This is a genomic window from Mesorhizobium sp. W016 (genome assembly GCF_054719485.1).
Genome location: NZ_JBTTIF010000002.1, coordinates 5,998,078 through 6,016,075 on the forward strand (window position 1 = coordinate 5,998,078; position 17,998 = coordinate 6,016,075).

General features: G+C 64.1%; 17 protein-coding genes. 8 read left to right on the forward strand and 9 right to left on the reverse strand.

Annotation, left to right across the window (positions count from 1 at the left end):
• Window positions 1–21 precede the first annotated feature (21 nt).
• Window positions 22–840, reverse strand: a complete 819-nt coding sequence (locus ACYG9V_RS29375) for an N-formylglutamate amidohydrolase (RefSeq protein ID WP_352443503.1) — start codon at window positions 838–840, stop codon at window positions 22–24.
• A gap of 147 nt (window positions 841–987) precedes the next feature.
• Between ACYG9V_RS29375 and ACYG9V_RS29380 the strand changes: the two genes are divergently transcribed.
• The 3 genes from ACYG9V_RS29380 (at window position 988) to ACYG9V_RS29390 (ending at window position 6,275) form a co-directional block, all read left to right on the forward strand.
• Window positions 988–1,812 carry a MurR/RpiR family transcriptional regulator gene (locus tag ACYG9V_RS29380; protein ID WP_352762524.1) on the forward strand — a complete coding sequence of 275 codons (825 nt, stop codon included), beginning with the start codon at window positions 988–990 and terminating at the stop codon, window positions 1,810–1,812.
• Window positions 1,813–1,983: 171 nt separating this feature from the next.
• Complete coding sequence (locus tag ACYG9V_RS29385) at window positions 1,984–3,147, forward strand: efflux RND transporter periplasmic adaptor subunit (RefSeq protein ID WP_023686447.1); 1,164 nt, start codon at window positions 1,984–1,986, stop codon at window positions 3,145–3,147.
• Window positions 3,144–6,275: an efflux RND transporter permease subunit gene (locus ACYG9V_RS29390; protein WP_352762527.1), complete on the forward strand. Its 3,132-nt coding sequence runs from the start codon at window positions 3,144–3,146 to the stop codon at window positions 6,273–6,275. The genes ACYG9V_RS29385 and ACYG9V_RS29390 overlap by 4 nt, the downstream gene beginning before the upstream one ends.
• A gap of 181 nt (window positions 6,276–6,456) precedes the next feature.
• Here ACYG9V_RS29390 and ACYG9V_RS29395 read toward each other — a convergent pair whose 3' ends face one another.
• Genes ACYG9V_RS29395 through ACYG9V_RS29405 form a run of 3 tightly spaced genes read right to left on the reverse strand, consistent with a single transcriptional unit; the run spans window position 6,457 to window position 8,949 of the window.
• Window positions 6,457–7,494 carry a zinc-binding dehydrogenase gene (locus tag ACYG9V_RS29395; protein WP_023825174.1) on the reverse strand — a complete coding sequence of 346 codons (1,038 nt, stop codon included), beginning with the start codon at window positions 7,492–7,494 and terminating at the stop codon, window positions 6,457–6,459.
• An 11-nt stretch (window positions 7,495–7,505) separates the two neighbouring features.
• A complete protein-coding gene (locus ACYG9V_RS29400; protein ID WP_352762743.1) occupies window positions 7,506–7,808 on the reverse strand; it encodes a zinc-binding dehydrogenase in 303 nt (100 codons plus the stop codon).
• Complete coding sequence (locus tag ACYG9V_RS29405) at window positions 7,711–8,949, reverse strand: acyl-CoA dehydrogenase family protein (RefSeq protein WP_023686451.1); 1,239 nt, start codon at window positions 8,947–8,949, stop codon at window positions 7,711–7,713. The genes ACYG9V_RS29400 and ACYG9V_RS29405 overlap by 98 nt, the downstream gene beginning before the upstream one ends.
• 126 nt (window positions 8,950–9,075) lie before the next feature.
• Between ACYG9V_RS29405 and ACYG9V_RS29410 the strand changes: the two genes are divergently transcribed.
• Genes ACYG9V_RS29410 through ACYG9V_RS29420 form a run of 3 tightly spaced genes read left to right on the forward strand, consistent with a single transcriptional unit; the run spans window position 9,076 to window position 11,434 of the window.
• Window positions 9,076–9,891, forward strand: a complete 816-nt coding sequence (locus ACYG9V_RS29410; RefSeq protein ID WP_352762529.1) for an SDR family oxidoreductase — start codon at window positions 9,076–9,078, stop codon at window positions 9,889–9,891.
• Window positions 9,888–10,403: a MaoC family dehydratase gene (locus ACYG9V_RS29415; protein ID WP_280790513.1), complete on the forward strand. Its 516-nt coding sequence runs from the start codon at window positions 9,888–9,890 to the stop codon at window positions 10,401–10,403. Before ACYG9V_RS29410 ends, ACYG9V_RS29415 begins: the two co-directional genes overlap by 4 nt.
• Complete coding sequence (locus ACYG9V_RS29420) at window positions 10,400–11,434, forward strand: phosphotransferase (RefSeq protein ID WP_352762531.1); 1,035 nt, start codon at window positions 10,400–10,402, stop codon at window positions 11,432–11,434. The genes ACYG9V_RS29415 and ACYG9V_RS29420 overlap by 4 nt, the downstream gene beginning before the upstream one ends.
• A 252-nt stretch (window positions 11,435–11,686) precedes the next feature.
• Here ACYG9V_RS29420 and ACYG9V_RS29425 read toward each other — a convergent pair whose 3' ends face one another.
• Complete coding sequence (locus ACYG9V_RS29425; protein WP_352762533.1) at window positions 11,687–12,184, reverse strand: hypothetical protein; 498 nt, start codon at window positions 12,182–12,184, stop codon at window positions 11,687–11,689.
• 450 nt (window positions 12,185–12,634) lie between these two features.
• On the opposite strand from ACYG9V_RS29425, the gene ACYG9V_RS29430 reads away from it, so the two are divergent.
• Window positions 12,635–13,279 (forward strand): TetR/AcrR family transcriptional regulator, encoded by a 645-nt coding sequence (locus tag ACYG9V_RS29430; RefSeq protein WP_352762534.1) that lies wholly within the window; start codon window positions 12,635–12,637, stop codon window positions 13,277–13,279.
• A 186-nt stretch (window positions 13,280–13,465) separates the two neighbouring features.
• Window positions 13,466–13,693: a DUF680 domain-containing protein gene (locus ACYG9V_RS29435; RefSeq protein WP_352762536.1), complete on the forward strand. Its 228-nt coding sequence runs from the start codon at window positions 13,466–13,468 to the stop codon at window positions 13,691–13,693.
• A 144-nt stretch (window positions 13,694–13,837) separates the two neighbouring features.
• Here ACYG9V_RS29435 and ACYG9V_RS29440 read toward each other — a convergent pair whose 3' ends face one another.
• Genes ACYG9V_RS29440 through ACYG9V_RS29455 form a run of 4 tightly spaced genes read right to left on the reverse strand, consistent with a single transcriptional unit; the run spans window position 13,838 to window position 17,996 of the window.
• A complete protein-coding gene (locus ACYG9V_RS29440; protein ID WP_023671147.1) occupies window positions 13,838–14,065 on the reverse strand; it encodes a hypothetical protein in 228 nt (75 codons plus the stop codon).
• A 52-nt stretch (window positions 14,066–14,117) separates the two neighbouring features.
• Window positions 14,118–14,702: a sarcosine oxidase subunit gamma gene (locus ACYG9V_RS29445; RefSeq protein ID WP_023686457.1), complete on the reverse strand. Its 585-nt coding sequence runs from the start codon at window positions 14,700–14,702 to the stop codon at window positions 14,118–14,120.
• Window positions 14,695–17,688, reverse strand: a complete 2,994-nt coding sequence (locus tag ACYG9V_RS29450; RefSeq protein ID WP_023707595.1) for a sarcosine oxidase subunit alpha — start codon at window positions 17,686–17,688, stop codon at window positions 14,695–14,697. Before ACYG9V_RS29450 ends, ACYG9V_RS29445 begins: the two co-directional genes overlap by 8 nt.
• Complete coding sequence (locus ACYG9V_RS29455) at window positions 17,685–17,996, reverse strand: sarcosine oxidase subunit delta (RefSeq protein WP_352536167.1); 312 nt, start codon at window positions 17,994–17,996, stop codon at window positions 17,685–17,687. Before ACYG9V_RS29455 ends, ACYG9V_RS29450 begins: the two co-directional genes overlap by 4 nt.
• Between the last annotated feature and the right edge of the window lie 2 nt (window positions 17,997–17,998).

Below are 17,998 nucleotides of genomic sequence, written 5' to 3' on the forward strand. Positions count from 1 at the left end.
GAAGTCCCCTTTTTAACGTTCTTAGCTGGCCGATTGAACTGACTTTCCCATTGCGTGTCGCCGGGAACCCTTGGCCTCCTCGGGTTTCAGGTCAGAAAAAATGCCTGTGAGCAGATCCGCCCATTTCCGCTGCCCGGTCTCGCCGGAGATCTCGTCGTTGCGGATTTCGATCATTGCGCAGGCAAGGCCGCGCGAGCGTGCATGGCGCTCCAAAGTGAAATAGACGCGGTCGGCCGGCGAATAGGGCTCGTTGATGCCGACACTGACGCCGGAGAGCCGCTGCAGCGCCGCTATCAGCGGCGACGCCAGCCGGCGGTCGTCATCATGGATGATGCCGATATGCCAGGGCCGCTTCTTGCCCTTGTAGACGGGGGTGAAGGAATGCACCGACACCAGACGGGTCTCCTGCCCACGCGCCTGCCGGTCGTCGATGATCGATGCGATCGTGTCGTGGAACGGCCGCCACGACAAAGCGATGCGCTCGGCGCGCTCACTGTCCGACAGGCCGGCATTGCCCGGAATGGCCGTCGTCTCGCTGACGGGCGGCACCAGGTCCGGTGCGTCGAGCGGACGGTTGCAGTCGATGATCAGGCGCGAGATGCGGGTTTCGATGAGCGTCGCATCGAGGGCGGTCGCGATGCGGCGGGCCACCGGCAGCGCGCCGGGGTCCCAGGCGATGTGGCGGGAGAGGTCCTCGGCCGGCAGGCCAAGCGTGCCGAATGCCGACGGCAGGAAGTTGGAAGCGTGGTCGCAGGTCAGCACGAAAGGGCTGGACCCGCCGGGGTTCGTCACCCCTACGGTATCAGACGATGCAAGGCTGGCGGGCCGTGCTCTCTCCATAGTCTGCCGTCCCCTGGGGAGCGCTGTATCTTATGTTACGTATTTTGCCTCATTGCGTCCCTGTGGATGATTTCATACAGTTTGTCCGGCTTTGTCAAATGCGATTTCGGGGAAGCGGTCTGGACGGGCTCAGGGGTGGGGAAAACGATGATTTCCAGCATTGCCGAACTGATTTCGGACCGCATCGGCACGATGCCGGCCGGCGAGCGCCGCGCCGCGCAGACACTGATTGCGAACTATCCGCTGATCGGGCTGAAGACGGTCGCCGAGTTCTCGACCGCCGCCGGCGTATCGTCGCCGACCATCCTGCGCTTTGTCTCCAGGCTGGGGTTCCAGAACTATCCCGAATTCCAGTCGGCGCTGCAGGACGAACTGGCGGCGCAATTGCAATCGCCGGCATCGCGCACGCTCAACCCGGCCTCCCCAAGCGGTGCAGTATCGCCAATGCTGGAGGCGACGCTGGACAATATGCGCGAGACCTTCAGGCATCTCTCCGACAGACAGCTTGCCGACATCGCCGAAAGGCTCGCCGAACGGCGCGGCAAGACATTCCTGATCGGCGGCCGCTTCACCGATCCGTTGGCACGCTACATGGCCGCCCATCTCGCCATCATCCAGCCCGATGTCTATCACCTTGCCGGCCAGGAGAGCATCTGGCGCGACCGGCTGATCGACATGGGCAAGCGCGACGTGCTGGTGATCTTCGACATCAGGCGCTATCAGGACAGTCTGGTCCGCTTTGCCCAGACCGCGCATCAGCGCGGCGTTCAGATCGTGCTGTTCACCGACCAGTGGCTATCGCCGATCGCCCGCTTCGCCCGCCATGTCATTGCAGGACGCACCGCCGTGCCTTCGGCGTGGGACTCTTCCGCCGCTCTGTTCGTTGTCGCCGAGACGCTGATCGGCGCTGTCACCAGGCAGCTCGAGGCCGACAGCGCCAAGCGCATCCGCGACCTGGAAAGCCTGCGCTGACACGCTCAATCCCGGCCGCAGGTGCGCAAAATTACGCAGATTTAATGTGCATGGAAGCGGCAGAATTGCCATAAAGCCATGATATTGCGGCGGCTTCGCACATACCGGGTGCGTCGCTGCGCGTTTTTTTGCTTGGTGAAACCGGTAGACGTTTTGCCAACCGGAGTGTCGATGGTCGCCTGGAAACAGATCGTTTTTGCGCTTGTGATCCTGGTCGCGGCTGTCCTCGCCTGGGCGCGATTCTTCCCGGGCGCGCCGGAGGTTCTGGCACGCTGGGGTATCGACTGGACCTATGCTTCGGCGCCCGCCACAACCGGTGCGGTCGACACGACAAAACAGGCAGGCGGTCGCAACGCTGCCGGCCGCCCGGCAAATGTCGTCGCCTTGCCTGCGGCCACCGCCACCATCAACGATCGCCTGCAGGCGATCGGCACCGGCCGCGCCAACGCCTCGGTGACGGTCAACCCGTACAGCTCCGGCCGGCTGGTTGAATTCCTCGTTCAGTCCGGCACCCGCGTCGACAAGGGGCAGATCATCGCTGTTCTCGATTCCGAGACCGAGGTGATCTCGCAGGATCGTGCCAAGCTCGCCTTGCAGGATGCCCAGGACAAGCTCGAGCGGGTGAAATCATTGAGGGCCTCCAACGCCGCGACCCCGGTCGCCGTCGCCGATGCCCAAGTGGTGCTGGCCGGCGCCAAACTGGCGCTGCAGGATGCCGAACTCGCCTTGCAGCGTCGTTCGATCGTCGCCCCTATCGCCGGCACGGTCGGCATCCTGCCGATATCGGCCGGCAATTACGTCACCAGCCAGTCGGCGATCGCCACGCTTGACGACCGCTCCTCCATCCTGGTCGATTTCCTGGTGCCCGAGCGCTTTGCCGCCGCCGTCAAGGTCGGCGCGCAACTGTCGGCGACGCCGATCGCCAATCCGAGCAAGGCCTATACCGGCACCGTGTCGGCCATCGACAACCACATCGACGAAAAGAGCCGCACTCTGCTGGTCAAGGCTGCAATCGCCAATCCGGCGGATTCGCTGCGCGCCGGCATGTCGTTCGGCATCACCATGCGCTTCCCCGGCGACACCTACCCGGCCGTCAGCCCCCTGGCGATCCTGTGGGGTTCCGACGGCGCCTATGTCTGGCAGGTCGAGGACGGCAAGGCCAGGCGCGTTCCCGTGCGCATCATCCAGCGCAACACCGAGACGGTGCTGATCGACGCTGAGATCGAGGATGGCGACATGGTGGTGACCGAAGGCACCCAGAGCGTCAGCGAAGGCGGCGCGGTCCGCATCGCCGGCCAGGATCAGCGCGCCGCGGACGCGGCCGAAGGCTCATGACCGCGCCTGTCAGCACCGCCAGCGAAACCGGCTTCACCGCTCTCTTCATCCGCAGGCCGGTCATGGCCTTCGTGCTGAACACGCTGATCGCAGTGGCCGGCCTTGCCGCTTTCTACGGCGTCGAAATCCGCGAACTGCCCGATGTCGACCGCGCCGTGGTCACCGTGTCGACGGCTTTCGAGGGTGCCGCCGCCGAAACCGTCGACCGTGAACTGACCGACACCATCGAGGGTGCGGTCGCGCGCGTATCCGGCGTCAAGTCGATCTCGTCGACCTCGTCCTTCGGCCAGAGCCGCGTCACCATCGAGTTCAACGACGGCGTCGATTTGAACGTCGCCGCTTCCGACGTGCGCGACGCGGTCGGCCGTGTCGCCAACATGATACCGGAGACCTCCGATCCGCCGCGCATCGTCAAGGCCGATGCCAATTCCGATGCCGTGATGCGACTGGCCGTCACCTCCGACACCATGTCGGTGCAGGACATGACGGTGATTGTCCAGGACCAGATCGAGGACGAACTGGCTGCCGTGCCTGGCGTCGCCGACGTTCAGGTCTATGGCGACCGCGACAAGATCTTCCGCATCGATGTCGACCAGAACAAGCTCGCCAGCCTCGGCTTCACTGTCGCCGATCTGAGGGCAGCGCTTGCCTCGGTCGCTTTCGATTCACCAGCCGGTTCGATCACCACCACCAACCAGGATCTCATCGTCCGCACCACGGCCGATGTGACGACGCCGGAAGAATTCGAAAACATCATCATCGGCGGCACGACGCGCATCCGCGACGTCGCCACCGTCACGCTCGGTCCCGACATCGGCCAGACCTCGTTGCGCTCCGACGGCAAGACCGGCATTGGCCTTGGCATCATCCGTCAGGCGGAATCGAACACGCTGGATATTTCCACCGGAGTGAAAGCAGCCGTCGCCAAGCTGCAGGAAAACCTGCCCAAGGGCATGTCGATCAAGATCACCAGCGACGACGCAGTCTTCGTCAACGGCGCCGTGCACGAGGTCGAGATCGCGCTCGGCCTGTCGATCTCCATGGTGCTGATCGTCATCTACATCTTCCTGCTCGACTGGCGCGCGACGCTGATCCCTGGTCTGTCAATGCCGGTCGCCATGATCGGCACCATCGCCGCCATCTATCTCGCAGGCTTCTCCATCAACATTCTGACGCTTCTGGCGCTGGTGCTGGCGACCGGCCTTGTCGTCGACGACGCCATCGTCGTTTTGGAAAACATCGTGCGACGGCGCAACGAAGGCATGGGGCCTCGTGCCGCCGCCGTGCTCGGCGCCCAAGAAGTGTTCTTCGCAGTCATCGCCACGACGCTGACGCTCGTTGCCGTTTTCGTGCCGATCTCCTTCCTGCCGGGACAGACCGGCGGCCTGTTTCGCGAATTCGGCTTCGTCCTCGCCATGTCGGTGCTGCTCTCCTGCGTGGTGGCGCTGACGCTGTGCCCGATGCTGGCCTCGCGCATGTTGACCGGCGCATCGCTCCACCATGAAGGCGGTCACGGCATTGGCGCGCGCGTCGGTGGCGCGCTGAACGCGGCCTACAAGCGCGCCTTGCATGCCTGCCTCGGCGCGCCGTGGATCGTGCTGCTGGTTGCGGTGCTGTTTGCGGGCGCCGCCTTCAGCCTGTTCGGCACCATCCGCCAGGAACTGACGCCGAGCGAGGACCGCGCCGTCGTGCTGTTGCGCATCAACGCGCCGCAAGGCGTCAGCCTCGATTACACCACGCAGCAGATGCAGAAGATCGAGCGGCTGATCCAGCCGCTGCGCGATTCCGGCGAGATCGTCTCGACCTTCGAAAACGCCGGCCAGAACGGCGCCTACAATTCCGGCTTCATGGTGATGACGCTGGCGCCGTGGGACGAGCGCACGCGCAGCCAGCAGGAGATCATGGCGCAGATAAGCCAGCTGACCCGGCAGGTGCCATCCGTGCGCATCTTCCCGGTGCAGGCCAATAGCCTCGGCATTCGCGGCGCCGGCAACGGCCTGCAATTCGCGCTGGTCGGCAACGACCGCAAGGCGCTCGGCGACGCGGCGGTGAAGATCATCGCCCGGATGCAGGCCGATCCGCGCTTCCAGACGCCGCGGCTTTCCATCGACCCGACGCAGCCGCAGCTGGCGGTGGCCATAGACCGCGAGCGCGCCTCCGATCTCGGCATCGACATATCAGGGCTCGCCAACACCTTGCAGGCGATGCTCGACGGCAACGATGTCGTCGATGTCTACATCGCCGACCGCAGCTATGGCGTGAAGCTGGTCTCGACCACCAACCCGATCAATGATCCGACCGATCTGGAAAACATCTTCCTGAAGACCGCCGACGGCCGCTTCGTGCCAATGTCGACCATCGCCACGCTGACCGAGCGCGCCGTGCCGCCGTCGCTGACCCGCGAACAGCAGCAGCCTTCGGTGGCGATAACCTCGAACCTGAACGGCAATTTCGCACTGGGTGACGCGCTCGGCGTTGCCGAGCAGATCGCCGCCCCGCTGCTGCCGCCGGGCAGCCGCGTCCTGCCGCTGGCCGAAGCCGCGACGCTCGGCGAGACCAACAGCGCCATGATCACCATTTTCGGCTTCGCGCTGGTCATCATCCTCCTGGTGCTTGCCGCCCAGTTCGAAAGCTTCGTCAGCGCCGTCATCATCATGGCGACGGTCCCGCTCGGCCTTGCCTGCGCAATCTTTGCGCTGCTTTTGTCAGGCACCAGCCTCAATGCCTACAGCCAGATCGGCCTCGTGCTTCTGGTCGGCGTCATGGCCAAGAACGGCATCCTCATCGTCGAATTCGCCAACCAGCTGCGCGACCGCGGCCTCGGCGTGCGCGAGGCGATCGAGCAGGCCTCGATCATCCGCCTGCGGCCGGTGATGATGACGATGATCTGCACCATCCTCGGCGGGGTCCCGCTGGTGCTGGCCGCCGGCGCCGGTGCCGAAGCGCGCATCGCGCTCGGCTGGGTCATCGTCGGCGGGCTGGGTCTCGCCACCGTCTCGACGCTTTTCCTGACCCCGGTCGCCTACCTCCTGCTCGGCCGCTTCGTCACGCCGAAGACGCATGAGGAAGCGAGGCTGAAGCGGGAGCTTGAGGAAGCGGCGTACGCCAATGTCGAGCCGGCGGAGTAGCTCCGCTTACCCTCCCCCTTGTGGGGAGGGTCGGACCGCAGGTCCGGGGTGGGGGTGCAGCGCCAACTAACGTCGGTCCAGCGCTCCCGCGAATAACAGAGGTAGGAGCCAAGACCCCCACCCCGACGAAAGAGCAAAATTGCTCTTCGTCGACCCTCCCCACAAGGGGGAGGGTAGAAAGTCACGGCCTGATAAACACCTTCCCGTTCGGCTTGGCCAGCTCCGCCGGGACCTTCGCCATCGCCTCATCCAGCGGTAGCACCGCCGTCACGTCGGTTGACCAGCGCCCATCCGAAAAGCGCTTCTGTGCTTCCATGATCGCCGGGCCGCGCTTGTCGCGGAACTGGCGCATCCATTCGACCAGCCAGAAGCCTTCAATGTGCTTGTGTTGGAAGATCATCTGGCCGGGCTCACGGATGACAGTGGTGTCCGGATCGAGCCGTCCATAGATGATCCAGCGCGAGCGCTTCGGCATGGCGTCGAAGATCGCCGAGGCCACCGGCCCGGTCACGGCATCGAGGAAGATGCGCGGCTGCTCGGCCTTGACCACATCGCGTAGTGCTGCCTTGAAATCCGGCGCCTTCTCGTTGAGCACATGGGCAGCCCCGATCTCCTTCAACAGCGGAATCTGCTCGTCGCGGCGCACGGTGACGATCGGCCGGAACCCAGCCTCCTTGGCGAGACCCGCGATCAGCTTGCAAAGCTGGCTGGCGCCGGCGGTCATGATGAAGGCTTTTTCGCCCGTCTCCTTGACGATGTCGAACATGGCGAGCGCCGTGAGCGGGTTGACGATCATCGCCGCGCCATCCTCGTCGCGGACCGTGTCGAGCAGCGGAATGCAGCCGGCAGCTTCGGCAACTGCATAGTCCGCCCACGCGCCCCAATTGGTGACGCCGGTGGTGAAGGCGATGCGCTTGCCGATCAGGCTTTTCGCATAGGGCTCGTCGCCGCTGGCAACGACCGTGCCGACACCCTCGAAGCCGGCCGGCTGGCCCTTGGCGCGCGGCTGACCGTACTGGCCCTTGATGAACATGACGTCGGACGGGTTGATCGAGGCGAGGCTGACCTTGATTAGAACCTGGCTCGGTCCGGGCGTCGGCACGCCGATGCTGCCAAGCTTGAGGTACGGCTCCATCGCCTCCAGCGCACTGCCGGAGGGCGTCCTGGTGTAGCCGTCGCCGGTCAGCAGCAGTGCTTTCATGTCTGAGGGGATCGCCATGGCGGGGCTCCTTACAGTTTGAGGATGAGCTTGCCGGATGCGCCACGGCCAAGCACGCGCGTCACCACGGCGGCGGCATCGGCCAGCGGATAAGTGCCTTCGATGGCCGGCCGAACCTTGCCGGCGAGATGCCAGCCGACCAGCGCCTTCAGATTGTCGGCATGGACGAGCTGGCCGAGCGGCGCGAAATCGCGGGCGATAATGGCCTTCATCCGCTCAGACCTTTTCCTGCGTGTATTTCCTGAGCTCCGTACGCGCCACCTGCCGGCGGTGCACGGCGTCCGGCCCGTCGGCGAGGCGCAGGGTTCGCAGATGCGTCCATGAGCGTGCCAGCGGCGTGTCCTGGCTGATGCCTTGCGCCCCGAACATCTGCACGGCCTCGTCGGTGACCTTGAGCGCGACGCGCGGTGCGATGACCTTGATCTGGCTGATCCAGGGCGCGGCTGCGCGCGCATCGCCTTGGTCGATCATCCACGCCGCCTTGAGGCAGAGCAGCCGCGCCATCTCGATCTCCATGCGGCATTCGGCGATGATGTCGAAATTGGCGCCGAGCTTGGCCAAGGGCTGGCCGAAGGCCTCGCGGCGCACCGAGCGCTGGCACAGCAGCTCCAGCGCCATTTCGGCCTGGCCGATGGCGCGCATGCAATGGTGGATGCGGCCGGGGCCAAGCCGCCCCTGGGCGATCTCGAACCCCCTGCCCTCGCCGAGGATCAGGTTTCCGGCCGGCACCCTGACATTGTCGAAGCGAAGATGCATGTGGCCATGCGGCGCGTCGTCGTCGCCATAGACCTGCATCGGCCGCAGCTTGGTCACGCCCTTGGTGCCGGACGGCACCAGGATCATCGAATGGCGGCGGTGCTGCGTCTCGGCTTCGCCGGTGCGAACCATGACAATGTAGATGGCGCAGCGCGGGTCCCCGGCCCCCGACGCCCACCATTTCTCGCCGTTGAGTACATAGTCGCCGCCTTGCTTTTCGCAGCGCATGGCGATGTTGGTGGCGTCGGAGGAGGCGACATCCGGCTCCGTCATCAGATAGGCCGAGCGGATTTTCCCCTCGAGCAGCGGCGCCAGCCATGCCTGCTTGTGGTCCTCCGAGCCATAGCGCTCCAGCACCTCCATATTGCCGGTGTCGGGCGCTGAGCAATTGAAGGTCTCCGCGCCGAGATGCGCCTTGCCCATCTCCTCGGCCAGATAGGCATATTCGACGGTTGACAGCCCATAGCCGCGCTCGGAGCCGGTCAGCCAGAAATTCCACAGGCCGCGATCCTTGGCCGTTTTCTTCAACCCTTCGAGGATTTCGGTCTGCCGCGCGGTATAGACCCAGCGGTCGCCGCCCTTGCCGACCTCGCTCAAAAACTCATGATCGAGCGGCATGATCTCGTCGCGCACCATAGCGGCGACGCGGGCGTGGATCGGCTTCAGCCGCTCGGTCATGCCGAGATTGATGTCCGCCATCGGTCTCCAACCCTTTCACGCATCCAGGCACTTTACCCGTGGCAAGGATGACCGTACTTCGGTTAGCCTTGTCAACGCGAGCCCTTTCGCCCCGGACCGTGAGCAGAAAGGCGCGGAGGAATTGCGATGAGCTATCTGGAAGAACTGTTCTCAGTCGCGGGTAAGACCGCGCTGGTAACGGGAGCCGCGACCGGCATCGGCCGCATGGTTGCGACCGCTTTGGTCCAGGCCGGCGCTACCGTGATGATCGCCTCGCGCAAGGGCAAGGATTGCATCAAGGTCGCCGCTGAGTTGAACGGGCTCGGCGGCTCCGGCAGTGCCGAAGGTTTCGCCGGTGACGTCTCGAGCGAAGCAGGCATTGCCGCGCTGGTCAGCGAGGTCAAGGCGCGCACCGAGAAGCTGCACATCCTCGTCAACAATGCCGGCATATCCTGGGGCGCCTCGCTGGAGGATTTTCCCTATAGCGGCTGGGCCAAGGTGTTCGCCGTCAACGTCACCGCCGTCTTTCATCTGACGCGCGAATTGCTGCCGCTGCTGGAAGCCGCGGCCAGCGATGCCGATCCGGCTCGCGTCATCAATCTGGGCTCGGTGATGGGCACGCAGCCGCTGGCCGACGACGCCTATTCCTACACCGCGTCCAAGGGCGCCGTTCACCACCTGACGCGCACGCTGGCGATCGAACTCGCGGCGCGGCGCATCACCGTCAACGCCTTCGCGCCCGGTCCCTTCCAGAGCCGGATGACCGCCTTTGCCACCGGCACCGACGAAAGGGCCAGACATGTCGGCAGCCATGTGCCGATCGGACGTATCGGCGTGGCGGATGACATCGGCGGCGCAACGCTCTATTTGTGCAGCCGTGCCGGTTCCTATGTCACCGGCGCCATCCTGCCGATCGACGGCGGGCAGTCGGTGCAGCATGGGCTGACATTGTTCAAGGAATGAGCCGCGGTCGGCGGCAAGGGGAGGACACCGCAGTGGAACCGATCAGTCTCGATGTGCTTCTGGCCAGCGTCGGCAAGGAAGTCGGCGTCTCGCCATGGCGCGAGGTCACACAGACCATGATCGACCAGTTCGCCGACGCCACCGACGACCACCAGTTCATCCATTGCGACCCCGAGCGGGCCAAAAACGAGACGCCGTTCGGCGGCACCATCGCGCATGGCTTCCTGTCGTTGTCGCTGCTCTCGGCGATGACCTTCGAGACCATGCCGCCGCTGGAAAAGGGCAAGATGGGCGTCAACCACGGTTTCGATTCGCTGCGCTTCCTGGCGCCGGTGAAGACCGGCGCGCGCATCCGCACCCGCTTCGTGCTGGCCGACGTCAAGGTCAGGCCGTCGGGCTGGGTGCAGACGGCGCATGACGTGACCATCGAGATCGAAGGCTCGAAGAAGCCGGCGCTGACGGCGCGCTGGCTGACGCTGACGCTGATCGAGCGTGAGCCGGAGACCGCATGAGCGGCGACGCCAACGCGCTGGACCAGACGGCACTAGCGCCCTATCTCGAGGCGCACATCCCGGGTTTTGCCGGGCTTCATTCCATCGAAAAATTCAAATCCGGCCAGTCGAACCCGACCTATCTGCTGACCGCGGCCAGCGGCCGCTATGTCCTGCGCGCCAAGCCGCCGGGCCAGTTGCTGAAATCGGCGCATCAAGTCGACCGCGAATTCACGGTCATGAAGGCGCTGGCCGGCACCGCCGTGCCGGTGCCGGCGATGCTGCATCTGTCGGCGGAGGCGACGCCGATCGGCCGCATGTTCTACGTCATGGATTTTCTCGACGGCCGCATCTTCTGGGATCCGGCAGTGCCGGAGGCCGCTGGCAACGATGAGCGCGCCGCCCTCTACGATGCTATGAACGCCACGCTGGCGGCCCTGCACGATGTCGATGTCGAGGCGGTCGGGCTCGGCGATTTCGGCAAACCCGGCAATTACTTCGAACGCCAGCTGGCACGCTGGACCAGTCAGTACCGCGCCTCGGAGACCGGCACGGTCGCCGACATGGACCGGCTGATCGCCTGGCTGGAGACGCATATGCCGGCCGATGACGGCCGGATATCCCTCGTGCATGGCGACTACCGGCTGGACAACATGATCTTCGCAGCCAGTGAGCCGAAAGTGCTGGCGGTGCTCGACTGGGAACTGTCGACACTCGGCGATCCCTTCGCCGACATCGCCTATCAATGCATGCAATGGCGCCTGCCGCACGCCTCGGGCTTTCGCGGTCTTGGCGGCGTCGACCGCGCCGCCCTCGGCCTGCCCTTGGAGGAAGCCTATGTCGCGGCGTATTGCCGTCGGCGCGGGCTGGCCGGCATCGACAATTGGAGCTTCTTCCTCGCCTTCTCCTTCTTCCGCTTGGCGGCCATCTGTCAGGGCGTCTACAAGCGGGCGCTGGACGGCAACGCCTCCAATCCCGAAAAGGCCAGGACCTATGGCGAAGCGGTGAAGCTGCTGTCGCACCTTGCCGCCAAGCTGATCGACCGAACCTGACTCGACAATGAGATATTGTGGTCGGCGCGATTTGATGACAGATCGGATCAGTTCCGTTCCCCGACCGGGGAGCAAGCCCATACGGAGGTGGTGGCAACCGGCCTGGAAACAGGACGCAAACCGATCACCGTCTGTACAAAGAGCATGATGCCGAAAAGTGTGAAGCGGTTTTCGGACGACATCATGCTCTATCTATTTGATTTAAGAGCCGGTTTCAGATTTCAGGTCAATTCGACCTGAAATCATTCGGCTCTAGCGCGCGTCGCTGGAAATGAACTTCATGTGCCGGCTGACTTGCAGGGCGATGTAGACGACCAGCGAGCATCCGATCGGAAACACGATCTCAATGAGGCCGGTGGCGACAGCCTGCGGCAATGCCAGCGCAATGTCCTTGGCTGCGGCAGTCTCAATCGTCAGCGCCGTGATCCCGCCGCCGAACACCGCGCCGGCCAAGGCACCCGCCAGCATGAAATGCAGCGAGCGAGGTTCTTCCTTGGATGCCAGCGAAGCCAGCATCCAACCCAGCAAACCATACTCGATCGCCCGCAACATACCGAGCGTAGTGAGCGACAGGATCACGGGCTTTGCCGATACATCAAGCGCGCTCACCATCACCTTTTGCGTACCTTTGGCGATGCCCATGGCCAGCGGCCCCGAGATCATGGCGATCAGGCCGCCAAGCGAGGCTCGCACCTTGGTGATCGCCGTGCCGAGGCTGACGCCGGCGCAGACGAAGAATGACCAGGTCACGCCTTGCGCCAAGTCTATCAGAACCTGGGTCGGGCCGGGTGCGAACCTGCCGCAAATCCGGCAGTCAGAATAAGCGCTTCCATGGCGAAGCCGATTGCGATCGCCAGCCATGCGACTATCACGACTCGCCTGAGCGCCAGCCTTGCGCCATGAGAAAGTGGATGTGCGCCCGGCAGCCCGGACGAAAGCTCTATCGCAGCCATAGAGGCCCCCGAAAACCGAAATTTCTTGCAGAGCCGCCAAATAGGCTTTGTTTGTAACAGTCCGATGTTGCCTGCGTGCGCCCAGGTTACACATGCTGTGACATAGATGCCGGCGAAATGGACCAGACGGGCACGACTATTCGAGAGAAAGCTTGAGGTCGCTTTTTGATGTCCCTGACAGCGCCCTTGCCCGTTTCCGTACAGCGTATATATTCAGTCATGCACAACCAACCAAAGGCACCGGATCTTGCCACTGAGCGTTCAGAAACGCCGCGAGAAACAAAAGGCCGAACTGCGTTCCGAACTGCTCGACGCAGCCCACAAGCTCGTCAAGGAAGAGGGCTATGAAGGCCTGACCATCCGCAAGTTGGCCAAGCGGGTCGGCTATGCTCCGATGTCGGTCTATTCCTACTTCGCCGACAAGCAAGACATCCTGTTTGCGCTGGCCGAGGATGCCTTCGAAACACTTGCCCGCCGCATCGAGGAGCATCCTTGCGACGATCCGATCGAGGCCTTGCGTGCGGTGATGACCGAATATGCCGCCTTCGGGCTCGGCAACCCCAACGAATACCGCACCGTGTTCATGACCGAAAAGACCAAGCTGCCGGAAGGCAGAAGCTATGAGGACATGGAAGAGGCCAACCCGGCGATGAAAGCGCTGATATCCAGGGTCGAGGCCTGCGTTGCTGCAGGCAAGCTGCAGGGCGATCCGCGCGCCATCGCCACCATGCTTTGGGCAGTCGGCCACGGCACCATCTCGCTTTTGATCACGTTCCCGTTCTACCCCTTCGGGGATCCGCAGGCTTTCGTGACGCGGATGTGCGATTTCACACTCGCCACGCTCAGCACCCAGAATGTGCCGCCGCTGACCGAGACCCCGGTCGACTGCTGAGCATCCCCGCCCCTCCAATTCAACGTCCGGCCTGACAGCTTCGGCTGTGTCAGTGCGACGCAATTTTCGGCATTCAAAAAAATTTGTCGTACGCGTACGTTTTCCGACTTGAAAACCCATCTCGGTGGACGTATGTGTACGTTGTATCGTACATGTACTAAAAGAATTTAACCGATGGAGACTGACATGAACAAGACCCTTCTCACCCTCGCCACCGTGCTGGCTCTCTCCGGCTCGGCTTTCGCCGCCAACAACACACACTCGACCAAGCAGGCCGCCACCTGCGTCGACACCACGACCAATGCCAAGCTCGATTGCGCCGTGACCGGCTCGGTCGAAAAGTCCGACGTCAAGGCCAAGAGCCCGCGTCTCGGCATCGAGATCAACCCATGGATCGTGCCGAGCACGTTCTAAGTTGATCGAGCTCGACCACCGAACAGCACAACGACTAATTTAAGGGCGGCAGGATAATCCCGGCCGCCCGTTTTTTCCTCAGCGCCCCCATTTTCTCAGCGCAAGCTGGGCTTCTCCGAGTTCAAACCTGGCGTAGCCGAACGGTTATTTCTTGCGCGGTTTGCGACCCGGCACCGTCTTGGCCTTGCCGGGTCTTGCCGGCGCGCCTGGGATGGCGGTCGAGGTGATCGACACCGGATCGCTGGCCGGAAACGTGTCCTCGAGGCCTTCCTCGAGTTCCTCTTCGGCAGTCACCTCGTGATGCTGCTCATGTTCGAGTGAGCGCACGGCGGACGTCTTGCCAGCTGACTTCGGCGGCGCTTTCGACGGCATCGTATGTTCTCCCTGATGAGGGAAGCAGAACGGCTTGACCCGTCAAACGTTCCTACGCCGCCGCGTCGCTGGCTGCTTCCGACAGGAAAGTAAAGACATAGTCCGAGAAGGAACGCCAGCACTCGACCCGGAAAGCGTCGGCTGCCGTGCGCAACAGCAGGATTTCGCACTTGCCGAGAATGGTGCGCGACGCCGCGCCCACCGGAAAAGCCTCGAGCGACAAATCCTGCGGGCAGCCTGCATTGATTGCGGCGGCAGCCGCCGGGCCGGTGACGGCGAAGGCGACGTTGCGGTGCGAGATGCCGACCGCCGAATGCAATGCGGTCACCTTGGCGCAGTCGGCAAGCGGATCCTTGCCGGCTTCGTCGATCACAAACCATTCGTCCGGTCCGAGCCACAGCGCCGTGCGGCCACCCTTGGCCGCCGAGGTCTTCGGCTGCTTCGGCAAGGTCAGGCCGAGCGCCTTCGACAGCGCCGCGACGGAAGCCTCCGGCGCGCGCAGCGACATGCGCTCCGCCGGCGGCAGCACCTCGACCTTGACATCCGTTGCGGAAACGACGCGTCCAGCCAGGGCCGGGCGGCGCTCGACCGACGGCGCTGCAGCTGGGGCCGTCTTCTTTGCAGCAGCCTTAGCCATTGAGGCGCCCTCCCGTCTCGTCGAAGAACACCATGCCGGTAACCTCGACTTCGATCACCCCGTTCGGCATCGGCACATAGAGCGTGTCGCCCATCCGGTCGCGGCCGCCGGCAACCAGCGCCAGCGCGATCGAGCGACCGCAATTTTCCGACCAGTAGCTGGATGTGACGTGACCGATCATCTTCATCGGGATCGCCTGCTTCGGGTCGGCGACGATCTGCGCGCCTTCCTCAAGCACCACTTTCGGGTCCTTGGTCTTCAAGCCGACCAGTTGCTTGCGGCCCTTGGCGACCAGATCGGGCCGCGTCAGGCCGCGGATGCCGACGAAGTCGGTCTTCTTCTTGCCGACCGCCCAGTCGAGCCCGGCATCGTTCGGCGTCACCGTGCCGTCCGTGTCCTGGCCGACGATGATGTAGCCCTTTTCGGCGCGCAGCACGTGCATCGCCTCGGTGCCGTAAGCGGCGGCGCCATGCTTTTGGCCTTCGGCCCACAGCGCTTCCCAGACGGCCTGGCCGTGATCGGCTGGCACGTTGACTTCAAAACCGCGCTCGCCGGTGAACGACATGCGAAACAGCCTGGTCGGCACGCCGCAGATCTTGCCTTCGCGCACCGACATATGCGGCAGCGCCTCGTCCGACATGTCGATGCCTTCGACCAGCGGCGCGATGATGTCGCGCGACTTCGGCCCCTGCACGGCGATGACCGCCCACTGTTCGGTGATCGAGGTCAGCCAGACGTTCAGATGCGGGAACTCGGTCTGGAGATAATCCTCCATGTGGTTCATGACGCGCGGCGCGCCGCCGGTTGTCGTCGTCACATGGAAACGATCCGGCGCCAGTCGGCCGACGACGCCGTCATCATAGATGAAGCCGTCCTCGCGCAGCATGATGCCATAGCGGCAGCGGCCGGGCTCAAGCTTCTCCCATGGATTGGTGTAGAGCAGTTCCATGAACCTGGCCGCATCCGGTCCGACCACTTCGATCTTGCCCAGCGTCGAGGCATCGAACAGGCCGGCATTGCTGCGCACAGCGACGCATTCGCGGTCGACCGCCTTGTGCATGTCCTCGCCGGGTTTGGGGAAATACCAGGCGCGCTTCCACTGGCCGACATCTTCGAACACGGCGCCTTGCGCTTCGGCCCAGGGATGGATCGCGGTCTTGCGTGTCGGGTCGAACAGCGGACCGCGCGAATGGCTGACGATCGCGCCGAAAGTAACAGGCGTATAGGGCGCGCGGAATGTGGTCAGCCCGACCTCGGGGATCGGCTTGCCAAGCGTCTCGGCGGCAATCGCCAGGCCGTGCATGTTGGACGTCTTGCCCTGGTCGGTCGCCATGCCGTTGGTGGTGAAGCGCTTGACGTGCTCGATCGAGCGCATGCCTTCATGCACCGCCTGGCGGATGTCCTTGGCGGTGACGTCGTTCTGGAAATCGACGAAGGCCTTGACCGTCTTGTCCGGCCCGGCGCCGGGCGCCGCGCCCAGCATGCCGCGCGACCAGCTTTCCGACGCGTCGACCTTCGGCTTTACGCCCTTGGCCACTTTGCCGCCCGCATCCTTCGCCGCCTTGGCGCCGGCCGCATAGGCCTCATCGATCGACGCCGAGAGCCCATCCGTACCGTTGCAGGCGCCGACCGAAACGCAGTCCTGCGCATAGATGCCCGGCACGAAGCGCTTGGTCTCGTCATTGAAGGCGACCTTGCCGCGCGACTGCGAGAACAGATGCACCGACGGCGTCCAGCCGGCCGACATCAGGATGGCGTCGACCGGAATGGTGCGCTCGCCGCCCCCATTCTTCGGCTGCACCGTCATCGAGGTCACGCGCAACTTGCCGCCGGCGCGGATCACCGCGCGGCCGAAATTGACCTCGATCCCGAGCGCCCTCGCCTCGTCGATCACAGGTCCGGTCGGATGGTCGCGCAGGTCGACGATCGCCGCCACGTTGACGCCGGCCTTCTTCAGGTCGATAGCGGTGGAGTAGGCCGAGTCATTTGCGGTGTAGACGCCGACATTTTTGCCGACCGCGACACCGTACTGGTTGAGATAAGTCCGCGCCGCCGAGGCCAGCATGATGCCGGGCCGGTCATTGTCGGCAAACACCATATGGCGTTCGATGGCGCCGGTCGCCAGCACCACGCGCTTGGCGCGTACCTGCCATAGGCGCTCGCGCGGCAAATCGTGGCCGGGGTTTTGCAGATGGTCGCTGACCCGCTCGACCAGGCCGACGAAGTTCTGCGCGTAGTAGCCGAACGCCGTCGTCCGCGACAAAACTCGGACATTGTCCATGGCGGTGAGCTTGGCCACCGCGCCTTGCGCCCAGGCATAACCGTCCTGGCCGTCGATCTTCGCCCCGCTCTCGAAGCGCAGGCTGCCGCCGAAGCTGGCCTGTTCATCGGCGAGGATGACACGCGAGCCGGTTTCGGCAGCGGCGAGCGCTGCCGCAATGCCGGCCGCACCGCCGCCTAGCACCAGTACGTCGCAATGCGCATAGCGCGACGAATAATGGTCGGGATCTGGCTTGTCAGGCGAAACGCCGAGGCCGGCCGCGGCGCGGATCTTCGGCTCGTAGAGGCTCTTCCAGGCCGCCTTCGGCCACATGAAGGTCTTGTAGTAGAAACCGGCCGAAAACAGCGGCGATGCAATGTCGTTGACCGCGCCGACGTCGAAGGCGAGCGACGGCCAGCGGTTTTGCGAGTTGGCGACGAGCCCGTCATAGAGCTCCTGCACCGTGGCGCGGATGTTGGGCGCCTTGCGTGCCGCGTCGCGCTTGACCTCGACCAGCGCGTTGGGCTCTTCCGCTCCGGCCGACAGGAAGCCGCGCGGACGGTGATACTTGAACGAACGTCCCACCAAATGCACGCCATTGGCAAGCAGCGCCGAGGCCAGCGTGTCGCCTTCGATGCCGGTGTAAGACTGGCCGTCGAAAGAGAACCGCGCGGTCTTCGCCTGGCTGAGACGGCCGGCGCTCGGAATGCGGAACGCGCCGCTCATTTGGAAGCCATTTCGTTGGAGTTTTTGGGCAGCTTGGACGGTTTCGGCTCGCCGGCTTTGTAAGTCATGACGAACTTGTCGGTGACGGTGTCGCGCACCGCATTGAAGAAGCGTGCGCAGCCATGGATGTGGCGCCAGCGCTCATGGATGATGCCCTTGGGGTTCGAGCGGATGAAGAAGAACTTTTCAAAATCGTCGTCGCTCTCGCCCGCCATGTTGGCCGAACGCGCAATATGCGCCTCGCCGGCGTTACGGAACTCGAGCTCCGGGCGCTCTTCCTCGCAATAGGGGCAGCGGATGAGAAGCATTA

Excerpts from the sequence above, each read along its gene's own strand:
- ACYG9V_RS29375 (WP_352443503.1), bottom strand. The coding sequence starts at position 840 with ATGGAGAGAGCACGGCCCGCCAGCCTTGCATCGTCTGATACCGTAGGG.
- ACYG9V_RS29380 (WP_352762524.1), top strand. The coding sequence starts at position 988 with ATGATTTCCAGCATTGCCGAACTGATTTCGGACCGCATCGGCACGATG.
- ACYG9V_RS29385 (WP_023686447.1), top strand. The coding sequence starts at position 1,984 with ATGGTCGCCTGGAAACAGATCGTTTTTGCGCTTGTGATCCTGGTCGCG.
- ACYG9V_RS29390 (WP_352762527.1), top strand. The coding sequence starts at position 3,144 with ATGACCGCGCCTGTCAGCACCGCCAGCGAAACCGGCTTCACCGCTCTC.
- ACYG9V_RS29395 (WP_023825174.1), bottom strand. The coding sequence starts at position 7,494 with ATGGCGATCCCCTCAGACATGAAAGCACTGCTGCTGACCGGCGACGGC.
- ACYG9V_RS29405 (WP_023686451.1), bottom strand. The coding sequence starts at position 8,949 with ATGGCGGACATCAATCTCGGCATGACCGAGCGGCTGAAGCCGATCCAC.
- ACYG9V_RS29410 (WP_352762529.1), top strand. The coding sequence starts at position 9,076 with ATGAGCTATCTGGAAGAACTGTTCTCAGTCGCGGGTAAGACCGCGCTG.
- ACYG9V_RS29415 (WP_280790513.1), top strand. The coding sequence starts at position 9,888 with ATGAGCCGCGGTCGGCGGCAAGGGGAGGACACCGCAGTGGAACCGATC.
- ACYG9V_RS29420 (WP_352762531.1), top strand. The coding sequence starts at position 10,400 with ATGAGCGGCGACGCCAACGCGCTGGACCAGACGGCACTAGCGCCCTAT.
- ACYG9V_RS29435 (WP_352762536.1), top strand. The coding sequence starts at position 13,466 with ATGAACAAGACCCTTCTCACCCTCGCCACCGTGCTGGCTCTCTCCGGC.
- ACYG9V_RS29440 (WP_023671147.1), bottom strand. The coding sequence starts at position 14,065 with ATGCCGTCGAAAGCGCCGCCGAAGTCAGCTGGCAAGACGTCCGCCGTG.
- ACYG9V_RS29445 (WP_023686457.1), bottom strand. The coding sequence starts at position 14,702 with ATGGCTAAGGCTGCTGCAAAGAAGACGGCCCCAGCTGCAGCGCCGTCG.
- ACYG9V_RS29450 (WP_023707595.1), bottom strand. The coding sequence starts at position 17,688 with ATGAGCGGCGCGTTCCGCATTCCGAGCGCCGGCCGTCTCAGCCAGGCG.
- ACYG9V_RS29455 (WP_352536167.1), bottom strand. The coding sequence starts at position 17,996 with ATGCTTCTCATCCGCTGCCCCTATTGCGAGGAAGAGCGCCCGGAGCTC.